The organism is Acinetobacter sp. 25-47-130 (assembly GCF_056779705.1).
The window spans coordinates 73,312-95,235 of record NZ_JBWYII010000004.1; the positions used below are offsets into that span (position 1 = coordinate 73,312).

The window sequence follows — 21,924 nt, forward strand, 5'->3', positions numbered from 1 at the left end:
CATCAATAAAATATGACTTCACTTGAACACTTTTTAAACCAATGATTGAAAAATTTAAATTATATCTCTTTCATAAATCAAAAAAAGATCTATCCTTTGCTGATTATTTGTACCGAATAATTTTAAATATTCATACATAATTTGCGAATGAAATACATCGACTCAAAGAAGCTTTCTGAAACACAGTTTAAGCGATATACAGGCATCTCATGGTCAACCTTTGATTTAATGGCGGAACAGCTAAAAATGCTTGTACCTGCTAAAGGTAGACCATCTAAGTTAAGTGTAGAAGATCAAATCCTGCTGTGCTTAAGTTATTGGCGTGAATATCGAACATTGTTTCATGTCGCAACCAGTTATGGTGTGTCAGAGCCTACTGCTTCAAGAATCGTCCGCCACGTAGAGGATTGCCTGATCAAGTCCAATCTATTTAATTTACCCAAGAGCTTGCCTGAAGGCGAAGGTATCGACTGGAATGTGGTGATCGTAGATGCCACAGAAATTCCAATACAAAGACCTAAAAAACAGAAGAAAAGCTATAGTGGCAAGAAGAAGGCACATACTTTTAAAGTTCAGGCCATTATCCATTATAGAACACAGCAAGTTCTAAGTTTATGCACGAGTCGTGGTGCAGTACATGATTTTGAGCTTTTCAAACGCAACTTGAATCAGATTCCTAAAGGTGCTTTATTCTTGCTGATAAAGGTTATCAAGGGATTTATACGGTGTATCCAAATAGTCTATTGCCATTAAAAGCAAAAAAGCGCTGTAAACTAGATCCTGAGCTAAAAGTTTACAATCAAGAAATCAATAAAAGAAGAATTGGGATTGAGCATGTATTTGGAACTTTGAAGACCTTCAAAATCCTTGCTGAGCGATATCGCAACCGTGGCAAAAGATTGGGATTAAGATTCAGTTTAATCGCAGGGGTTTATAATTTAGAACTGAGTAAAAAATGATTTATGAAAGAACCCTAATATTTATACCAAGCAAAAAAATATAATAACCAAGAGGCTTTGTTGCAAACAATAATTCATAACCGCCTGATTCAAATCAATTAAAATAAAAAATTATATTTCCTATAATAAAGATTTATTCATATAAAAAGATTTATATAAAAAAAGCCAAAGCTTCTGATAATATTTAAATTAATATTGAAAATATCCAACCGCCTATAACATTGATATAAGAAAAAAAATACCATCTAATTTTAAGTAGATTTAATTTAAATAAAAAACTAAATATCCAAAAAAATGTATTTAAAGCAAAACATATACAAAAATAAGTGAGAATTAATGTTAGTTCCCCAAAAAATGAATTCTGATAGTGATCAAACAACAATTCAATACTGAGTACAAATGGAAGCGAGCCAATTACAATACTCCAGTTCAATATCTTTTCTCTTTTCTCTTTTAATTGCCAACCAAAGAGAGTCAATGTAGCCTGAAAAATAAAAAAATAAGCCAAAATGAGTAAAAAGTCTCCTGGGTTTTTAAAACCACTCATCATTTTGAAAACCCACATTTGGCTTCATAGCCCATATCCACACATCCTTTATCTATTCGATAAAGCAGTGTATTAAACTTCCTCAAAGTCTGGCTAAATATACCGTCCAGTTTAATACATGACGCCACATCACTTTGACCAATAAGTATTAAACATCTCTTTGATACCATCATCATCTTCCATATATTCCTCAGGTGATATTTTTAAAGCTACACCACTCAAATAAATTATTGCTTTCCATAGAAGCTTCTCTTCAGTAGGAGGATCAAAAAACAATTCATTATGGTCAAGCGCATTCATCCTTATTCTTGCCCACTCTTCAGCTTCCTCTCGACTGATTTTATGGGTCAATAAGCCGCTGAATACTTGTTGTACATCTGATAAAAATATTTTCATATCACCATTTCCCAGTATATTACCCATTCTTATCAAATAAATAATGTGTTTTAGTTCCATTATTAAATTCTGGGCGTATCTGTCTAATATTACCTGAATTATCAAGTGTTTCATGCCCCTCCTCAATGAACCATTTTTTAAATTATGGTAAGATGCCGAGCTTTTCACGATTTACTCAATCTAGGTTTCACCATGTCTTATATCCAATCCTTACAGCCTCGAATTTCCGTCGCCCCAATGATGGATTGGACGACCCGTGATTACCGCTTTTTTGCACGTCTATTCAATCCAAATATCATCATGTACACCGAGATGGTAACCACAGGCGCAATTTTATTTGGCGATGCAGCCCGTCATTTAGATTACAGCAAAGAAGAACACCCTATTGTGTTACAGCTTGGTGGATCAAATCCTAAAGACCTCGCAACCTGCTCTAAAATGGCTCAAGATTGGGGCTATGATGAAATCAATTTGAATGTTGGTTGTCCTAGTGATCGCGTTCAAAACAATAAAATTGGTGCTTGCCTCATGGCTGAGCCTGAGCTGGTTGCTGAATGTATTGCTGAAATGCAAAATGCAGTTGATATTCCCGTCACGGTAAAACACCGAATCGGCATCGATGATATGCAATCTTATGAGGAGATGCTGCATTTTGTCGATACCGTTGCAAAAACGGGATGTCAAAATTTTATCGTGCATGCACGCATTGCTTTACTACAAGGTTTGTCACCGAAAGAAAATCGGGACATTCCGCCTTTACGTTATGAAGATGTTTATCGCTTAAAGCAAGATCGCCCAGAACTATTGATCGAAATCAACGGTGGGATCAAAACATTTGCTGAAACTCAACAACACTTACAACATGTGGATGGTGTCATGATTGGTCGCGAGGCTTATCACAATCCTTATCTACTGGCTGAACTAGGACAATTATGGAGTTTGTCAGCACCTGATCGTTTTGAGATCATGCAGGAGATGATGCCATATATTGCAAAACGTTTAGCTGATGGTGCGCCACTTTCAGTGATTACACGTCATATTTTAGGCTTATTTCAAAACCTTCCTGGTGCACGAAAATGGCGACAAGCCCTGAGTGGGGGTAACGCGAAAACATTAAAAGATATTGAAAATGCCTTAATCGGTATGCAACAAGCCATTCAAAGACATGCTGAACAAGAAAGCTTAAAAATCAATGCTGAATAAACCAATTTCATCATTAAAAAGGTCTCTTGATAGAGACCTTTTTTGATAATCACTTTTAGGCTTGTTTTGCTTGAATCGAATCTAATCGTTTTAACACTTCAGCCACTGCTACCATTGCAAAACTTGATGTCACCACCACGGCTGAACCATAACCACCACATCTTAACCCAGCACTCGCACAAATATCAGCATTCGAAAAAGGATTATCCACCGAATAAATACAGGTGATACCGAACTTCTCTTTCGGCTTTTTACAGATACCTTTTGAGCGTAACTGACTTCTTAATTTTGCCAGCATTGGGTCGTATTCTGTTTTTGACAAATCTGCGACCCGAATTTTGAGTGGATCTAATTTACCACCAGCACCACCAGATACAATCAAAGGGACTTTATTGAAACGACAATGTAGCATCAATGCGAGTTTTGCTTTGACATCATCAATGCAATCCAACACAACATCTGGATTTGAACTCAAAATCTCCGTTACATTTTCAGGCGTTAGATAATCATCAATTAAATTGATTTTTATACGTGGATTAATTTGGCGACAACGCTCTGCCATCACTTCAATTTTTTCATGACCTAATGTTGATGTCATCGCAGGTAACTGACGATTAATATTTGACGCTGCAACAGAATCCATATCAACTAGTGTTACCTCGCCCAAACCTGTTCTAGCCAAAGCTTCGACAGCCCAAGAGCCAACACCGCCAATACCAATCACCATGACATGACTGTTTTCATAATGCTGAAAATTTTCTTCACCATAAATTTTGGCTACACCCGTAAAACGGCGTTCATATTCATCATCATGAACTAAGTCAGTCATATTGCTCTAACACTATTTGGAAAAGGCGTATTTTAGCAAAACTTCGGAGGAATAGAGAGTTTTGAACTCACGACAATTTCAGTTCATTTTTTAGGTTGAGTGCAGACACACTATTCTCCCAAACACGTTGCGCAATGTCTTCGACTTTTGTATTTAAACTATGTGCCAAACCTTCTAAAACATAAATTAAATTCTGTGGGGTATTACGGGTACGGTGTTCAGTTGAAGCTTGACAACATAATGGCGTCATATCAGGACAGTCTGTTTCAATGACCAGATGTTCAATACCAACATACTGAACTGTTTGGTGTAATTTTTTAGCATTGGGATTGGTAATCTGTCCCGTGACCCCTAACTTAAATCCAAGTTGAATAAATGCCTTCGCTTCTTCTATCCCTCCACTGAATGCGTGGGCGATACCACCGTGAACAAATTGCTTTGCTTTTAACAGCCTTAATGCTTCAGCATGAGATTTACGAATATGTAACAGCACAGGAAGCTTAAATTGTTGAGCCAAATCGACTTGTTGCGCAAAAAAATCCTGTTGCTTAGCGAAAACTTCCGACTGCTTATGTTGCTTGAGAAAAGTATCTAAACCAATTTCTCCAACGGCGATGCATTGTTGTACTTCAAGAATTTTTTTTAGATCGTCTAGATGATGAGGCTGATGTTGTTCGATATAAAAAGGATGTAGACCAGGAGCGAGATAACTCCTCGGTGCCTGATCTAAACCATTTAACCAATGGTGTGTTTCAATCAATGTATGAAAGCGTTGGTGTTGAAACCCAATCAGTACAAGGGCATCCACTCCCTTCTGTTTAGCCTGATACGCAAGTTGCTCACGATCGAAGTCAAAATCTTCTACATCAAAGTGCGTATGCGTATCAAACAAACGTGGCATGGACATGTTATTTTGCTTCACCTGCAGCTTGAGGTACAGCAACTTGAACCGAAGGATGAACAGCCTCCAGCATTTCAGGTTTAATCACACCCTGTAGCTTTTCATAAGGAATCGTAAGTCTTGGCAAACCCACCACATAAGGACCAATTTCATATTCACCGTATTGAAGAATTAAACCCTTTTTACCCAAATAATAATTATCAGTGAGTTTAAATTTCCAAGCCTCTTCATACTCTTCAACGTTATCTGCTAACTGCGAATCTATGACCCATTTTTTAAATTCATCATGGGCCAATTGATTTAATTTATTCTTTTGGTCTTTCACTAAAATTTGATCTAGTGACACTTGTTTCTGCTGTTTCAAATCAAAATTAAAGTAAGTTTGTGAAGAAGAACCATGTGCACCTCCTAAATAGTTACTCGTATTCAATACGACGGTTGCAAGTGGTCCTTGTGAATTTAAAATTTTAGGACTAATACTCAAACTAATTTGATGTCCAACCCCCAAGTGCTTTAACTCTTTATCTAAACCCACAAAGTTATCAATATAGGGCTGAATCTGCTCTGCAAGTAACTGCGCTGCAGTTTTATATTCAACAACTTCACTTGCGGCTTGAGTATCTTTGTCTTTAGGCAGCGTCTGCTCAGGTTCGAACAACTCTAGCGTTTCTTGTAAATTTTTGATAATCGCTTGATCAATTAAGCCATCTAACACAAATTGATTCGTTCTCAATCGATCAATTGAAATTTCTGGACAATTGTTACCATCACATTCTACCAACCGAACAGGCACTTTTTCAGTTTCACCCTGAAGCACGAGTATCTGAACTTCCGATGCTGCTTGAGTTTGAGTGTCAGGTGACTCTTTAGGCCCGTCCCCTTTTGGCTGACATGCGCTCAGCGTAATTGCGGCAGTAAGTACAGATACAGTCCAAACTATTTTATTTTTTAACATCTCACAACCTTGAGGAGAAACGGTCATTTATCATTGATTTAAGCCTAACCCGATGAAATTGATAGCTCAAGCTTCGTTTGTATGGGTTTAACTGCAATTGTATATGCTACATTACAATATTTGTAATATTTCAAAACATCTTTTGAAAGATCTGCGGTACAACCACCTGCTTGGTTTGAGCATGACTCAAATAGATATCCAATTGCTCACCACCTTTGACAATTTCGTTCGCACGAATATGAACACCAATCCCTTCACCATCAAAGAACCATTCCTGATTTTGCCAGCTGAGATTCACTGGAGCGATACTTCTCACTTCACCACTCTGGGCCTTTAACCATTTTTGATAGGACACTTGAAGTATTCTTTCAAAATCATTTATTTGGTTCTTTTGAATCACATCCTGCAACTGTAAAACTTTTTTCTGCTTTCGATCCAATACCATAAAGTAACCACGATCTTTAACGATCACTTCAGCTTGTTTTGTGTTAACAATGAATTGGATCAACACATATTGATTTCGTTGGGTGGCGACTTGCGTCAGTATATCCAACTCATAAGGCTGATTCAGTGAAAACTCCTTCATCCATGATTCAGAGCGACTTATATAGGTTTCGATGGATTGATCCAAACTCAATTGTTCTTTTTCATTAATTTGATCTTGAATCACAAAAGCCAAATGGTTGTTAAGTTGTTGATTGACCCACTGATCTGCGGTTTTTAAACTTAAAATTTCAATTTTTTCACAGACCGATTTTGTGCAATTTTCGCTCTTTATTTCAACTTGAAACGCGTCATCATTTAAGTATGGTAACACATCAGCGTTTTTAACTTGGGCAGACTGCCCTGACTTTTGTGTCTTAGACTCTGGTTGTTTTTCACAAGATGCCATCCCAATGACTAAGGTAGCAAGAAGAATACGCAATCGTTTTTTTTGTAAGTTTAGAGTAATCACAAAAATCAACCAAAATTAAATCATTGGTTATTCTGATACAAAAACAGCTTCACGAGGAAGCTGTTTTACATTTTCAAGCAAAATTAATGTTCACGTGTATTACGGAAAACAATATCAGGATAACGCTCTTGCATTAATTGTAAATTGACACGGCTAGGTGCTAAGTACGTTAAATGCCCACCACCATCAACTGAAAGTTGGTCATGTGCTTTTTTCTTAAATTCGTTAAATTTTTTCTCATCTGGACATGAAACCCAACGAACAGTGTTAATGCTCACAGGCTCGTAAATACAATCTACTTTGTATTCTTCTTTTAAACGATAAGCTACAACTTCGAATTGAAGAACACCCACAGCACCCACAATAAGATCATTACTGTTTTGTGGCATAAATACCTGCGTTGCACCTTCCTCTGAAAGCTCTTTTAAACCTTTTTGGAGTTGCTTCGATTTCAAAGGATCTTTTAAACGAACACGGCGGAACATTTCAGGAGCGAAGTGAGGAATACCTGTGAATTGCAAGTTTTCACCCGAAGTGAAAGTATCGCCAATTTGAATCGTACCATGGTTATGTAAACCAATAATGTCACCTGGCCATGCCTCTTCTAAATGCTGACGATCACCCGCCAAGAAAGTTAATGCATCTGAAATACGCACATCTTTCCCAATACGTACATGCTTCATTTTCAAGCCTTTTTCATATTTGCCTGAGCAGATACGCATGAAAGCAATACGATCGCGGTGTTTAGGGTCCATATTGGCTTGAATTTTAAAGACAAAACCAGAGAAACCCTCTTCAGTCGCTTCAACTTTACGATCTTGGGTAGGATGTGCTTTTGGTGGTGGTGCATATTCACTAAATGCATTTAAGACATGGTCTACACCAAAGTTACCCAACGCTGTACCAAACAATACTGGAGTTTGACGCCCTGCTAAGAATTCTTCACGATCAAGCGGTTCATTTGCCATTTGAACTAATTCTAGTGACTCTTCAAATGCAGCCCAAGCTAATTCACCGACTTTTTCACGAAGGTCAGCATGGTCATAACCGTCACGAATTTCGATATCTGTAATGGTTGAACCAAAACCTGCTTTATAGACATAGAATTTTTCTTCGATCAGATTAAAAACACCCGCGAAGTCACGGCCTGTACCTAAAGGCCAAGTTAAAGGTACGCATTTAATCTTAAGTACGTTTTCAATTTCGTCGAGTAGTTCAAGTGGCTCGCGAATTTCACGGTCCATTTTGTTAACGAAAGAAATAATCGGTGTGTCACGCATACGACACACGTCCATCAATTTAATCGTACGATCTTCGACACCTTTCGCACCATCAATCACCATCAACGCTGAATCTACGGCTGTAAGGGTACGATATGTATCTTCAGAGAAATCTTCATGCCCCGGTGTATCGAGCAGGTTGATCATTTTGTCTTTATAAGGGAACTGCATCACAGAGGTCGTGATCGAGATACCACGCTCTTTTTCCATTTCCATCCAATCTGATGTCGCAGCACGGTCAGATTTACGGCTTTTTACCATACCTGCAACTTGGATCGCTTGCCCCCACAACAATAACTTTTCCGTCATTGTTGTTTTACCCGCATCGGGGTGGGAAATAATGGCAAATGTACGTCGCTGAGCAACTTGCTCCGCTAACTCTTGCTTAAAGCTCATGAATAACACCTACTGCAGACATGCAGTTTAGAAGATCAAAAAAGATCAAAATAAAAATTGGCGATATTGTAGCAGATCAATACCGAATGTGAATGTGATGAATCAGAAACTGACCAGAAGTTAATAGTTCTTAAATGTGCTTTCTAAACGATCCACAGGTAATGGCATACCCAATAAATAGCCTTGTAATTGCTGACAACCTAAACGTTTTAAGATATCGGCTTGTTTTTGAGTTTCAACGCCTTCAGCTGTCACCACCAAACCTAAACGTTTAGCCAATACAATAATACTTTCTAAGATAATTTCATCTTTAGTATTGGGTGAAAGATTTCGAATAAATTCACGGTCAATTTTAAGTTCATCTACCGGGAGATTCTTTAAATATAAGAAGCTTGAATGACCAGTTCCAAAATCATCAATCGCAAGCCCAATCCCCAAATTACGTAGGCTCTCAAAAGTACGAATACTGACATCGATATGATGCATTGCTGTCGATTCAGTAATCTCAATAATTAAATGGGCTGGATCGATCTGGTATTGCGTGATTAAACATCTTAATGTATCTACCAGCGCTTTATGTTCAAATTGTACAGCTGATAAATTTACAGCGATCGGACAGAAAGGCAATTTCTTTTTTTGCCAAGCTTGAATCTGTATACACGCTTGTTCAAGAGCCCAGTAGCCCATTTTAATAATAAGACCTGTTTGCTCCGCACCCTCAATAAACATATTTGGTGCTAGAAGTCCTAGACTTGGATGCTTCCAACGAATTAAAGCTTCAACGCCACAAATTTTAAAATCTGCTGTGAATTTCGGCTGATAAAATAAAATGAATTGTTGTTCTTCAACAGCACGATACAAATCATTAATTAGTTTTGATTGGCTACGTGCGATTTCTTGTTGATCTAATGAATAGTTAAACACACTGTAAGTATTGCGACCTTGCTCTTTGGACATCAGCATTGCAGCATCAGCATTCACCAACAAATCATGTAAATCAGCACCATGATCTGGATAATAGACCACACCTAAACTTGCTGAGATATTGATTTCCTTCCCCGAAATCACAAAGCCTTCTTGGATTTTACTCAATACTAGATTGGCAACTTGATCAATTTGGTCTGTAGAAAAATCTTCAACAACCAATAAAAACTCATCACCACCAATACGAATTAATTTTTGGTTTTTTTCGAGTAATGCATGAAGTCGATGTGCTAAATTCACTAAAAGCTGATCACCAATATGATGTCCAAAAGCATCATTTACTGCCTTGAAACGATCCAAATCAATATAAATGAATGCAACTTTATGATCTTTAGATTGGTGAAGTGAAAATAATGAAGTGGTGTAATCAAGCAAAAAAAGTCGATTTGGAAGTTTGGTCAAATTATCTTGAAGGGCAAGGCTTTCCAATTCCTTATTCATTTTGATTAGTTGTTGATTTCTCTCTTCAAGTCGTAATTCTAAAATAGCGACAAAAAAACTGACCACTAAAACCAAGCAGGTGACAAATATAATGACAAAAAGTAATAAACCTTGACCTTCATGGAGTTGATTCAATGCTGCATATTTGGCATCCACGGGTTGAAAAGTCGCAGCCGCCATACCAATATAGTGCATTCCCACAATACTAAAAGCGATCATGAATGCCACGGCAAGCTTGAATGCCAATTTATTGTGATAGGTACGCTTATATTTAAACATCAGCCAGAATGACAACCCTGAACCACATACAGCAATCAGCACAGAAAAAATCACCAAAATGGTGTCATAACGAATAATGTAGTTGGGAACGATCAATCCCGCCATTCCAGTATAGTGCATACCTGAAATACCGAAACCCATCAGAAGTGCACCCAAAACTAATCTAGCTAAAGGAAGTGTAGATCTAGTCGTGAGCCATATGGCAAAAATTGAAGCGAGAGCTGCGATCACATAAGAAAATAGCGTCAAACCTACATCGAAACTATGATCTTCGGGCAAATGACAAGCTAGCATTCCAACAAAATGCATGACCCAAATCGCAAGACCAAATATCATGCCACTTACACCGAGCAGCACTTTTTGACCAACTGGGTTTTTGTGGGTACTAATGAGTTGTTCAAATGAAATAGCAATAAAGCAGACGATCACTGCCGCCACAGCAGAACCCGCCACCATTGCATAATCGTAACTCATATGAATCATATAGAGACTTATCCGTACCTGAACCTGTTTTTATTTTATTTAAACCCCAAAAGTACAGTAAATAAATGTAAGAAGGTTCAACTTTTTAATGAGCATTTGTCGCCTACAACAATATCACCATCTCATTGAACGTCAAGTTGTTTTTCGGCGATATCCATAAAAAATGGCGTATCGAAATACGCCATTTTTTAAGTAAAACTTAACAATAAATATTTTTATTTTTGCAAGGCAATGTAATCGAGCAAGATATGAGCTGATTCAGTGACAAATGCCTCTTCTTCAGGTAAAGGTGGGCGTTGATTAGTTTTCATCTTAGCACGCGATTCAGCCAAAGCTTCCATCGATGCCTGATAACTTTCCCAATTTGGATAAGCAGTTTTACCCATTGCTATACGGCGTTTATTTTCTTCTGCCAACGTTTCTTTTTCCAAAGCGATGAGTTCAGCTTTACGTTGATCGATATCCAACACGATTTGTTTATTCTCTTTAGCTTTCTGCGAAATCGCTTTACGCGCTTCTAAATACTTAAATTGAATATCATTCGCAACACGCTGTTTTGAATGAGCAGCTAATTTTGGTACAAAGGCTTGCACTTCTCCCTCACGTTTGAAAGGAGCTGTAGGGATGGTATCCCACTCTAAAGCATTCTTAGCTTTACGCTCCCCAAACTCTTCATCGTAGATATCAACCAATTGAATATCAGGCACAACCCCTTTATTTTGTGTGCTTCCACCAGTAACACGGTAAAACTTTCGTTGCGTCAATGTCGCTTGACCATACGCTAAGCTGTCCAATTGAACTTGAGCTGTACCCTTACCTGTCGTAGTACTTCCAATCACAATCCCACGACCATAATCCTGCACAGCAGCTGAATAGATTTCACTTGCTGATGCAGAAGCCAGATTCACCATGACCGCTAACGGACCTGCGTAGGTTTGAGCACCTCCATCTCGATCTTCGAAGACACTGACGTTACCATTCCCATCCCGAATTTGAACCACTGGACCAGATTTAATCACTTGCCCAATCATTTTTGCCACTTCTTCGAGTGAACCACCAGGGTTATTACGAAGATCAACGATAATGCCATCGACATTTTGCGCAGCTAAACTTTTCAATGCATTATTGGTATCTTCAGATACTGAACGATAGCTTTCACCAGCACGACGGGCACGGTAGTTGTAATAGAACGATGGAATTTCGACTACTCCAACTTTATGTTTCTTGCCATCACGTACAATTTCAACTGTTCTTGAACGTACACCCGCATCCTCTTCTTGAATCACATCACGTACGATAGTTACGGTACGTGCCTGACTCATAGATGCTCCAGGTCCGAGCAATTTAATGGTGACTTTAGTCCCACGCTTACCTCGGATCAATCCAACGATTTCAGAACTGGTCCATCCAATGACGTCGACCATTTTGTCACCGTCTTGCGCGACACCAATAATACGATCACCAGACTTGACCTGTCCCGTCTTAAACGCAGGACCACCATCTACGATCGTCTCGATACGCGTATAGTCTTCATTCCCGCGTTCTGGACGGATCGACACACCAATCCCCTCAAGCTGCAATGTGGTCTGACGATTTAACTCAATCGCATCGATTGGCGGGAAATAATTACTGTGCGGGTCATAGGTCGCCAACATAGCATTGAGCGTTTTTTCTAAAACGTCATCGCTTTTTGTACGCTTCATACGTTCTAATTGACGCATATAGCGCTTGGTCAAAGTCTGAACTGGCGTTAAATCTTCAGCTAAAGTGAGATCTTGTCCTGCTGCTAAAGAAGGATCATCTTTCAGCGCTTTTTGCTTAGCCAAATCTTCTTCTTTAGCAATCGTTAAATTGATTAACTGAGACACCAACATTTTGCGCCATTGATTTTCTTGCTCAGCTTTATTTTTGAAAAATGGAGCCTTTTCACGATCAGACTCGATAAACACATTAGGTTGATTTAGGTTTTGCGGTTTTTTTAACTCCGCCAACATAAACTCATAGAATGACTTTAAACGATCACGATATTGAGCGTGAATGGCATAAGGTCCTTCAAGGTTACCCGCTTTGAGCGCCGCTCCAAAAGTTGGTCCGTATTTTTTCTTATAGTTTGCCACTTCATCTGCCAAGAAAAGGCTATGGTCAGGATCAAGACTATCAATATACATATCAAAAATACGTTGTGAGGTCGTAGCATCTAAACGCATATTTAAATAGTGCTGACGATCCACCAAAGTTGCTAATTGTCTTGAAACTAAAGCTTGTTCTTGTGTGGGCTTTATATTTTGAACCTGTTGAACCGCTGGTTCATTCGCTGCGATCGCAACATTAATTGTATGACCAAAAAATAAACCACCAGTGGCAATGGCTACCGCGCAAGCGATTGTTTGAAGTTTCATAACGAATTTGTCTTTCCTTGGATAAACCAAATTTACACTATTGTTTTCAGATAGAAATATTAATATTCAAAACCTTAAACAACTTTTTTATTTCTGCCGTATAGTTTTATCATAATCTGTACGGAGAAAATGTAGCAAATCATTGCAGAATTCGGGTATTGTTTTCTCTTTTAAAATTAGAATCACGGATTCCACTATGATTGGCGCATTGATGCTTGATATTGAGGGCACAACACTTAATCAAGAAGATATTCAACTCCTTCAATCTCCACAAGTCGGTGGAGTCATTTTGTTTGGAAGAAATATTGAATCACCTCAACAAGTTCGCGCCTTAACGGATCATATGCGCCAAGTTCGCCCCGATATTTTAATTGCAGTCGATCAAGAAGGCGGACGCGTACAACGTTTAAAACAAGGCTTCACTCTCCTTCCTGCCATGGGACGTTTCGGTGAGCTCTATTTAAGTCAGCCAGATCGAGCAATTGAATTGGCTGAACAATGCGGTTGGCTCATGGCTACCGAAGTCCTTGCAGTCGGGATCGACTTTAGCTTTGCACCTGTATTAGACCTTAACGACATCAGCGATGTTATTGGTGACCGTGCTTTTGCTAAAAATATCTCAGATATCATCCCTTTAGCCCAAGCCTTTATGCAAGGTATGAAACGCGCAGGCATGGCAACCACGGGGAAACACTTCCCTGGCCATGGCTCGGTTAAAGCAGATTCACATATTGCGGCAGCTGTGGATACACGAAGTTATGCTGAAATTGAAGCTCAAGATATGCAAAGCTTTATTCAACTCCAACCTCAACTTGACGCACTCATGCCAGCACATGTGATTTATGAAAAAGTAGATCCAAATCCTGCTGGTTTTTCTCAGTATTGGGTTCAAAAAGTACTTCGTGAAACACTTCAGTTTGACGGTGTCCTGTTTTCTGATGACTTAAGTATGCAAGCAGCTTGTGTTGCAGGTGGTGCAGATGCTCGCATCAAAGCCGCGCTTGAAGCTGGCTGTGATATGGGCTTAGTCTGCAATAATCGGGAATCTGCATGTGTCGCGCTCAGTGCCATAGAGAATTATCCATTGCCGAACCAAGAACGCTTAGAGCGTATGCGCGGTAAGATTCAAGAGATTCGCATTGGTGAACAACTTGACTTAGGCAACGAATGGAAATCTGTCAAAAAGGTCATTGAAGATTTTAGACAATCATTTTAATAATACAGGGAGCATTCTAATGCTCCCTTTATCTTGACCAATCCAATAATAATCATAGCTAAGGATGTGTATGTCTCAATCAAAACAATCAAAGCACCGTCATATTTCGTTTACTGCTCACTACACTGGCTATATTTGGTACCAAATGGGTATCTCTCACGAAGCATTTGCGACTTCGAAAGGTAAAGCGTTGGTGCAATTCGCTCACCCTTTTGAAAGTATGGCTGAGAAGTTTATCGGTGGAAGTATGCGTTCAACCCTGAAGACACGACATACATTATTAGACGACCATTTAAAATTATTAATCAAACAATATCCAAACCTGCAAATTTTAGAAATTGCAGCGGGACTTTCACCTCGTGGTTGGTGGTTTAGATCCCATTATCCCGAAATAGATTATCGCGAATTAGATTTACCAGACATGGCTACCACAAAACAATCCGCTTTGAATAAAATCGATCCCGAAAGCCCTAAAGTTTTATCAGCAGACTTATTCACGGATGATTTCAAAACAGCTTTTGACGAATTCGACCCAACACGACCGCTAGTGATTATCAGTGAAGGATTAATCAATTATTTTAATCAAGATTTACTCAAACAATTGCTGAATTCGATTGTGCGTTTTGGTCAACCATTCCAAACGCTTCATTATTTAACTGACCTTTATCCCGAGCCTGTGCAACATAAACTGGCTAACTTAATTTGGTCGAGCAGCAAATTACTCAAATACGCTTCAAGAAGTGCATTTACCTTCCACTTTAAAGACCCTTTAGAGGTACAGCACTTTTTTAAACTGTCAGGTTTTACTGAAGTTGAAGTCATTCAACCTCAACTGTATTTTGAAAAAAAGAATCAAAATATGGATACAGATCAGCATCTTGGTGATCTAGTATGGATGATTCATGCAATAAAATAATGATTCGTTTATCTAAATATTAAGAAGAGTATATTTTCTGATTCAATTGAATTCAATGACAGCCTAATCCACGCTGTCATTGTGTTTATGGGTATCTATAAATTGAAGTAAGCGATCAGCTACTTCAAAATAACCATGCTTGAATAATGCTCTTACTTCATTTCCAATAAAATCGAACATTAAACATTCGACAGCAAAATGTCCTTGCTCATCCTCAAATTCAATTGCAAAACTTCGAGCATTTGCCTGTAATACTTCAACTTGAGATGGGTCATCCAAAAAGAATGATACACCAAAGTAATTCAGGTCTTTAATTTCAACTTCAAAACGTTGTGCATTTGTTTGATGAATTAAAACAGAATGTGCATTTTTAAGGGCAAATCGAACTTCTCCTCTACGATCCAAAGATTGCATTTGGTCTTTATCTAAATAAATGATCCCATCTAGATTATGAATCGATTCGCCTTTTAAGAAACTGGTAAAAAGATTCATGGTTTCTTTTCGGCGTTGCAGTTGAGGCACATGATCCGCATTTGCAATCATTGCAAACTCAACATCAGGACATTGCAAGGCAAAATTCGCATTCTCAAATGGCAAAGTAAAACTATCGAATTGACCACATGCTACCAATGTTTTACACATCGGTATTGGAACATGGGAAAGACGCAATAAACGATTACAGTTGATTTCATATCGCTCACGCTCAGCGATATCAAACTCAGACATCTGCTTATAAAAAAGTCGTTTAGCTGTTGGAGACATACGCGTTTGATCTAATTTTGCATGATTCACTAAGTACAAAATGACAGCCTGACCAAACTCATCCATACGTTGCTCTTGCATCAATATTAATGACTCTTCAAGCAACATACGCCAGCTTTTACGCGTCTTCTGCATGACGCCCATCAGAATCAATCGATCTACCAGTTCTGGGTGATAATGAGCAAAACAGGAAGCAACCACAGAGCCTAATGACATCCCCATGACAGAGACTTTCTTAATCTCCACCAAATCCAACCATTGACCTAACATTTTTGAAAGCTCTGGTAGCTCTAGAGTACCAGCAGAAATTCCAGTATCACGATTGTGGATTTGTTGATTTGAACCTAAAGATGGTAAGTCGATTAAAATAACAGGTCCTTTCTCGAAGAGCTGTTCAACGCAATATTTATATGAATTAAAATTTTGAAATGCGCCTCCGACAATCAGCGTTGGCGTCTGGTACAGTGTTTCTGGCGATGCGATCGCCATATATTCAATTTTCCAGCCATCAATCCATGTGGTTCGTGGCGGCTCTTTAAAACTATTTTTATGGTACAGATCAAAAAAATGAGTGCTGTCTTCAGCTGAATAATCTTCAAGCTCCATTTTTATCATGGAATTCATTCCCTTATCTCCATTTGGCTTTATTGTTTTGTTTTCACAGCCGTTAATTTGATCATACTCTCAATTCGTTATGATTATGCAACATAATTAACATTCATTTCATTTTATACAGATGCATGAAATCTGCGCAATGCAAGAATTCACCTTTTATCTTTTTTAACTGCCGTTAGGTTCTAAAAATAGTTACAAGTTTTATCAACTTAGCTTTTTTCGCTGATAAACATAGATTGTTGTCATCTGCGCTGCTACTATTTGAATGAGATTTTAAAATGATCAGTTAAACTGCTATGCAAGACTCCATCGAACAGTACATGCAAGTCGTCGGTCAGAATGCGCGTGAAGCTTCACGCTTTTTGGCTGGCTCTTCGACTTTTGAACGAAATAATGCTTTGACGGCAATCCATACCGCTTTGGAAGACCATCAAGCTCAAATTCTAGCTGCGAATAAACTAGACATGACTCGTGGTCATGAAAACAATTTAGACAGCGCATTACTCGATCGTTTGGAACTTACACCCACACGCTTCAGTGGAATGTTACAAGGTCTTAAAGATGTCATCAGTTTAATTGATCCCATTGGTGAAATTACTGACCTAGCTTATCGCCCGTCTGGTATTCAGCTTGGAAAAATGCGAGTGCCTTTAGGTGTCGTAGGTATGATTTATGAATCACGTCCTAACGTCACTCTAGAAGCAGCCTCTTTAGCGATTAAGTCTGGCAATGCCATCATTCTTCGCGGTGGTTCAGAGGCATTAGAGTCAAACAAAGCCATTGCTACCGCAATTCAAAAAGGTTTAGAGCAAGCTGGTGTACCAGTTAACGCAGTCCAAGTTGTCAATACAGCAGATCGTGCTGCAGTTGGGCAATTGATTACCCTCTCTGAGTATGTTGACGTTATTGTTCCACGTGGTGGCAAAGGCTTAATTGAACGTATTACACGTGAAGCGACTATTCCTGTAATCAAACATCTTGATGGTAACTGTCACGTCTTCGTTGAGGCCCAAGCAGATCTACAAAAAGCATTGCCAATTGCGTTAAATGCAAAAACTCATCGCTATGGCGTATGTAATGCCATGGAAACGCTGCTGGTTGATGAAAAAGTTGCTGATGACTTTCTGCCTCGCATTGCTGAACTTTATGCTGAAAAACAAGTTGAGTTGCGTGGTTGCTTGAAAGTCAAAGCAATTTTAGGTGAACAGATTAAAACTGCGACCGAAGAAGACTGGTATGAGGAATATCTAGGACCTATTTTAGCGGTTAAAGTGGTCAGTGGCGTTGAAGAAGCAATTTTGCATATCAATAAATACGGATCGCATCACACTGATTCGATTATTACTGAAAACTTTAGCACGGCCCGAAAATTCCTTACTCGCGTCGATTCAAGTTCGGTCATGGTTAATGCCTCTACTCGTTTTGCTGATGGTTTTGAATATGGTTTAGGTGCTGAAATCGGCATTTCAACAGATAAAATTCATGCCAGAGGTCCAGTCGGATTAGAAGGACTCACCTCACAAAAATGGATTGTTTTAGGCGATGGCCAAATCCGTCAATAAATCTAACTTAAAAAAACAAAGCCCTTTGAGTAAAGGGCTTTGTTTTTGAGTGATTCAACTCTTCATAACGAAATAAAAAACGTATAAATTAAATCAATTACAAACCAGAAGTGGTATATAAAAAATACAATACATGCTATGTTTTACGCATACAATTTAATTAAAACATAACCATCATTTATTTAATAAATGAATAAAGAAAGACTATAAATTTTAATTATTATCGCCTTAGTGGTCGATAGTGCTTAAGTCTAATCACCTAAAGTCTATCTAGGACAATAAAAAAACGCATGATACAAATGCTTCACGATCAAGAAATAACATTTTTTGTTCATTTGGAAGAAAACAAACGAAATATTAAAATTGCCAGTAAAGGAACACACCATGCCTCATTCAGTTCTTATCATCAATTGCGGTTCTTCTTCGATCAAGTTTGCATTATTACTTAAAGATCAAGATTTCCGAATTCATGGTCTTGCTGAAAACTTAGGTACGCCAGAAGCGCGCATCAAAGGCGTGACTGTAGGCAACGAACCAGTTGATATTCGTATTCCAAATGCAGACCATAAAGAAGCACTTGAAGTTGGATTATCTCGCTTAGCGAATCACAAGCCTGATGCCATTGGTCATCGTATTGTACATGGTGGTTCTTTAACTCAAGCAGAGTTAATCACCGATGAAATTATTGAAAAAATCCGTGAAGCAACACCTTTAGCTCCATTACATAATCCTGCACATCTCGTTGGGATCGAAGCGACTAAACGTTTGTTCCCAGACTTACCGCAGGTTGCAGTGTTTGATACAGCGTTCCATCAAACAATGCCAGCGCATGCCTATCGTTATGCGGTACCAAAATTTTTATACACTGAACATAATGTTCGCCGCTATGGATTCCACGGTACGAGCCATGCCTATGTATCAGATCGTGGTTCTGAGCTTGCTGGTAGTTTCCGTAAAGGTGGTTGGCTCACCGCTCATTTAGGCAATGGTAGTTCTACTTGTGCAATTTGGAATGGTAAAAGTGTTGATACCTCTATGGGATTAACGCCACTCGAAGGTTTAGTGATGGGTACCCGTAGTGGTGATGTAGACCCAAGTTTACATAATTTTTTAGCCAAAAACCTAGGATGGGACATTTACAAAATTGACAGAATGCTCAATAGCCAATCTGGTTTATTAGGACTTTCAAACCTGTCAAACGATATGCGAACACTTATCGAAGCTTCAGAAGAAGGCAATGAAGATGCTGCACTTGCTATTGAAGTATTCTGCTATCGTCTTGCTAAATCATTAGCAGCACTTAGCTGTGGTTTACCTCGTCTTGATGGCTTATTCTTCACAGGTGGTATTGGTGAAAACTCAGCATTTATTCGTGAAAAAACATTATCTTATTTGCCACATTTTGGTTTTAACTTTAGTAAAGAAAAAAATGACCAATTAGCTCGCGGTACAGAAGGTCGCATTGATAATGGTACTGGTCCGCAAATTTGGGTCATTCCTACAGATGAAGAAGGACGTATTGCACAAGAAACAGAACATGTGGTGAATCAAATCGGAGATGTGAATTCATCTGAAAAAAAGTCTGAACTTGAAACCACGACTGCTTAAGTAGTCGCCCAGGCAGACATATTTATTTTTTATTTTTAGATATAGATTTTGATGATATGAAAACAATTGTACTTGTTCCAACTGGTGAAGGTGTAGGTCTGACATCAGCGTGTTTAGGCTTAATTTATGCACTTGAGTGTCAAGGTGTAAAAGCTGGTTTTGTGAAGCCATTTTCACAAGAAGTACATGCTGAAAATTTCGATCGCACCACAGCGTTATTCCGCCATGTTTCTCAGAACGAAACAGTTGAACCAATCTCATATCAAAATGTAGTTCAGCAATTAAATGCTGGTGAAAGTGATGAGTTATTAGAAGAAGCTGTTCGTCTACATCGTCAAATTGCTAAAAAACATGATCTTATTATTGTGGAAGGGTTAGTTCCAAACAGTCGTGATAGTTTTGCATCTGAACTGAATGCTCAACTTGCTCAAGCACTAGATGCGAAAGTCATCATTGTGAGCAATGCTGATATCAAACAACCAGCCTATACAGCAGAAAAAGTAGAAACCCAATTACGTAATTTTGGTGGAGCAAACAGCAACCGAACAGCTGGTGTGCTGTTCATGCGAACCAAAGGTCTGTCCGAGGAGTCTGCACAGATTCCAGTGACCATTGATCCAAGTCTGCGTCTGACACAAGAGACTCAACAATTTGTTGGGGAAATTCAAAAAACACATCCACTGATTGGTTCCGAACAACTTCCTGTTATTGCATTAGTACCATTTAGTAATACTTTAAGTGTGCCGCGAATGTCTGATATCGCGCAACATATTCAAGCAGAATGGATTAACTTAGGTGAGGCTGCACAACGACGTGTTCTGCATAGTAGCCTGATCGCTTCAAATATCGAGCGCGAACTGCACAAATTCACGGCAGGAGAACTGATTATTAGCGCATCAGATCGTATTGATGTCTTACTTGCAAGTAGTTTAGCAAGCAGCAATGGTATTCCTCTTGCAGGTTTAGTACTGACTGAACATTATGCGCCTAATCAACAAGTACTGGCTTTCTGCCAAGCTGCGATAAAACAGGGCTTACCTATTTTACACACACCACTGAGTACATTTGAAACAGCGACTCAATTGGCTAATTTAAGCAATGAAATTCCTGTAGATGATACTGCTCGCGCTGAACAAGTCACTCGATTTGTATCTAGCCATATTGATGCGGATTGGGTAACGCAGTTGCTGAATGGCTCATACCAACCACGACTTTCTCCATCTGCATTCCGTCATGAGTTGGTACAAAAATCAATTGCAGCGAAGAAAAGAATTGTTCTTCCTGAAGGTGATGAACCTCGTACGATTCAAGCAGCCGCGATCTGCCAATCACGTGGTATTGCTCACTGTATCTTACTGGCAAAACCAGAAGCAGTTTTAGATGTAGCCAAAGCTCGAGGGATTGAATTACCTGATGATTTAGAAATTATTGATCCAGATCTCATCCGGGACAACTATGTTGCACCAATGGTTGAGTTGCGTAAAGGCAAGTTAAATGAACTGCAAGCGAAAGAACAGTTACAAGATACAGTGGTTCTTGGAACCATGATGCTAGCACTAGATCAAGTGGATGGATTAGTTTCAGGTGCAGTTCATACCACAGCCAATACAGTTCGCCCTGCATTTCAGTTGATTAAAACGGCACCTGATTACTCTTTAGTTTCGTCTGTTTTCTTTATGTTATTACCAGATGAAGTGTATGTTTATGGTGACTGTGCAATCAATCCAGATCCTAATGCAGAGCAACTTGCTGAAATCGCGATTCAATCTGCCGACTCAGCCAAAGCGTTTGGTATTGATCCACGTATTGCCATGATTTCATATTCAACAGGAACATCTGGCACAGGTGCTGATGTTGAAAAAGTTGCTGAAGCAACACGCATCGCAAAACAACGTCGTCCAGATTTATTGATTGATGGCCCCCTTCAATATGATGCTGCATCTGTCGAAAGTGTGGGACGTTCTAAGGCTCCTGACTCTCAAGTGGCTGGACGCGCCAATGTCTTTATTTTCCCAGATCTTAATACAGGTAATACCACCTATAAAGCTGTTCAGCGCTCTGCAAACGTTGTAAGTGTTGGACCAATGTTGCAAGGTTTAAATAAGCCGGTCAACGACTTATCTCGAGGAGCTTTGGTCGATGACATTGTTTTCACTATTGCACTCACCGCTATTCAAGCAGATCAACAATCTGCTTAATTAAATTAGATGCCTTTTTGTGATGATTAAAAAGGCATCT

Annotated in this window: 16 protein-coding genes and 1 pseudogene; 7 read left to right on the forward strand and 10 right to left on the reverse strand. The window is 38.9% G+C overall.

Going from position 1 to position 21,924, the window contains the following annotated elements:
* Nucleotides 1–246 precede the first annotated feature (246 nt).
* Nucleotides 247–959 (forward strand): annotated as a pseudogene (locus AC1M83_RS07500) (IS5 family transposase).
* A gap of 184 nt (nt 960–1,143) precedes the next feature.
* Here the strand turns inward: AC1M83_RS07500 and AC1M83_RS07505 are convergent.
* Together AC1M83_RS07505 and AC1M83_RS07510 are read right to left on the reverse strand one after the other, a co-directional pair.
* A complete protein-coding gene (locus AC1M83_RS07505; RefSeq protein ID WP_481590361.1) occupies nt 1,144–1,509 on the reverse strand; it encodes a hypothetical protein in 366 nt (121 codons plus the stop codon).
* A 126-nt stretch (nt 1,510–1,635) separates the two neighbouring features.
* A complete protein-coding gene (locus AC1M83_RS07510; RefSeq protein ID WP_481590401.1) occupies nt 1,636–1,902 on the reverse strand; it encodes a hypothetical protein in 267 nt (88 codons plus the stop codon).
* 192 nt (nt 1,903–2,094) lie between these two features.
* Between AC1M83_RS07510 and dusA the strand changes: the two genes are divergently transcribed.
* The gene (dusA, locus tag AC1M83_RS07515; protein WP_481590362.1) at nt 2,095–3,105 is read left to right on the forward strand and encodes a tRNA dihydrouridine(20/20a) synthase DusA; all 1,011 of its coding nucleotides are present in this window, start codon (nt 2,095–2,097) and stop codon (nt 3,103–3,105) included.
* Between the two features lie 55 nt (nt 3,106–3,160).
* Here dusA and AC1M83_RS07520 read toward each other — a convergent pair whose 3' ends face one another.
* The 7 genes from AC1M83_RS07520 to AC1M83_RS07550 all read right to left on the reverse strand — a co-directional run bounded on the left by AC1M83_RS07520 (nt 3,161) and on the right by AC1M83_RS07550 (nt 13,007).
* Entirely contained in the window at nt 3,161–3,934 is a 774-nt protein-coding gene (locus tag AC1M83_RS07520; protein WP_481590363.1) for a tRNA threonylcarbamoyladenosine dehydratase, read from the reverse strand.
* 67 nt (nt 3,935–4,001) lie between these two features.
* Nucleotides 4,002–4,835, reverse strand: a complete 834-nt coding sequence (locus tag AC1M83_RS07525) for a TatD family hydrolase (protein ID WP_481590402.1) — start codon at nt 4,833–4,835, stop codon at nt 4,002–4,004.
* Between the two features lie 7 nt (nt 4,836–4,842).
* Complete coding sequence (locus tag AC1M83_RS07530; protein WP_035265380.1) at nt 4,843–5,790, reverse strand: RsiV family protein; 948 nt, start codon at nt 5,788–5,790, stop codon at nt 4,843–4,845.
* A 130-nt stretch (nt 5,791–5,920) separates the two neighbouring features.
* Nucleotides 5,921–6,745: a hypothetical protein gene (locus tag AC1M83_RS07535; protein WP_481590364.1), complete on the reverse strand. Its 825-nt coding sequence runs from the start codon at nt 6,743–6,745 to the stop codon at nt 5,921–5,923.
* Nucleotides 6,746–6,828: 83 nt separating this feature from the next.
* On the reverse strand, nt 6,829–8,421 hold the full coding sequence (locus AC1M83_RS07540; protein WP_035265298.1) for a peptide chain release factor 3: 1,593 nt from the start codon (nt 8,419–8,421) through the stop codon (nt 6,829–6,831).
* Nucleotides 8,422–8,541: 120 nt separating this feature from the next.
* Nucleotides 8,542–10,608, reverse strand: a complete 2,067-nt coding sequence (locus AC1M83_RS07545; protein WP_481590365.1) for a putative bifunctional diguanylate cyclase/phosphodiesterase — start codon at nt 10,606–10,608, stop codon at nt 8,542–8,544.
* Nucleotides 10,609–10,823: 215 nt separating this feature from the next.
* A complete protein-coding gene (locus AC1M83_RS07550) occupies nt 10,824–13,007 on the reverse strand; it encodes a carboxy terminal-processing peptidase (protein ID WP_481590366.1) in 2,184 nt (727 codons plus the stop codon).
* Between the two features lie 196 nt (nt 13,008–13,203).
* On the opposite strand from AC1M83_RS07550, the gene nagZ reads away from it, so the two are divergent.
* Nucleotides 13,204–14,223, forward strand: coding sequence for a beta-N-acetylhexosaminidase (gene nagZ / locus AC1M83_RS07555; protein WP_092766767.1), 1,020 nt, complete (start codon nt 13,204–13,206; stop codon nt 14,221–14,223).
* 70 nt (nt 14,224–14,293) lie between these two features.
* Nucleotides 14,294–15,139 (forward strand): class I SAM-dependent methyltransferase, encoded by an 846-nt coding sequence (locus AC1M83_RS07560; protein ID WP_035265290.1) that lies wholly within the window; start codon nt 14,294–14,296, stop codon nt 15,137–15,139.
* Between the two features lie 63 nt (nt 15,140–15,202).
* Here the strand turns inward: AC1M83_RS07560 and AC1M83_RS07565 are convergent, their stop codons facing one another.
* Nucleotides 15,203–16,525 (reverse strand): alpha/beta fold hydrolase, encoded by a 1,323-nt coding sequence (locus AC1M83_RS07565; RefSeq protein ID WP_481590367.1) that lies wholly within the window; start codon nt 16,523–16,525, stop codon nt 15,203–15,205.
* A gap of 287 nt (nt 16,526–16,812) precedes the next feature.
* On the opposite strand from AC1M83_RS07565, the gene AC1M83_RS07570 reads away from it, so the two are divergent.
* The 3 genes from AC1M83_RS07570 to pta all read left to right on the forward strand — a co-directional run bounded on the left by AC1M83_RS07570 (nt 16,813) and on the right by pta (nt 21,884).
* Complete coding sequence (locus AC1M83_RS07570; protein ID WP_035265287.1) at nt 16,813–18,078, forward strand: glutamate-5-semialdehyde dehydrogenase; 1,266 nt, start codon at nt 16,813–16,815, stop codon at nt 18,076–18,078.
* Between the two features lie 384 nt (nt 18,079–18,462).
* On the forward strand, nt 18,463–19,686 hold the full coding sequence (locus AC1M83_RS07575) for an acetate/propionate family kinase (protein ID WP_481590368.1): 1,224 nt from the start codon (nt 18,463–18,465) through the stop codon (nt 19,684–19,686).
* 56 nt (nt 19,687–19,742) lie between these two features.
* Nucleotides 19,743–21,884: a phosphate acetyltransferase gene (gene pta / locus AC1M83_RS07580; RefSeq protein ID WP_481590369.1), complete on the forward strand. Its 2,142-nt coding sequence runs from the start codon at nt 19,743–19,745 to the stop codon at nt 21,882–21,884.
* The last annotated feature ends 40 nt before the right edge of the window (nt 21,885–21,924 follow it).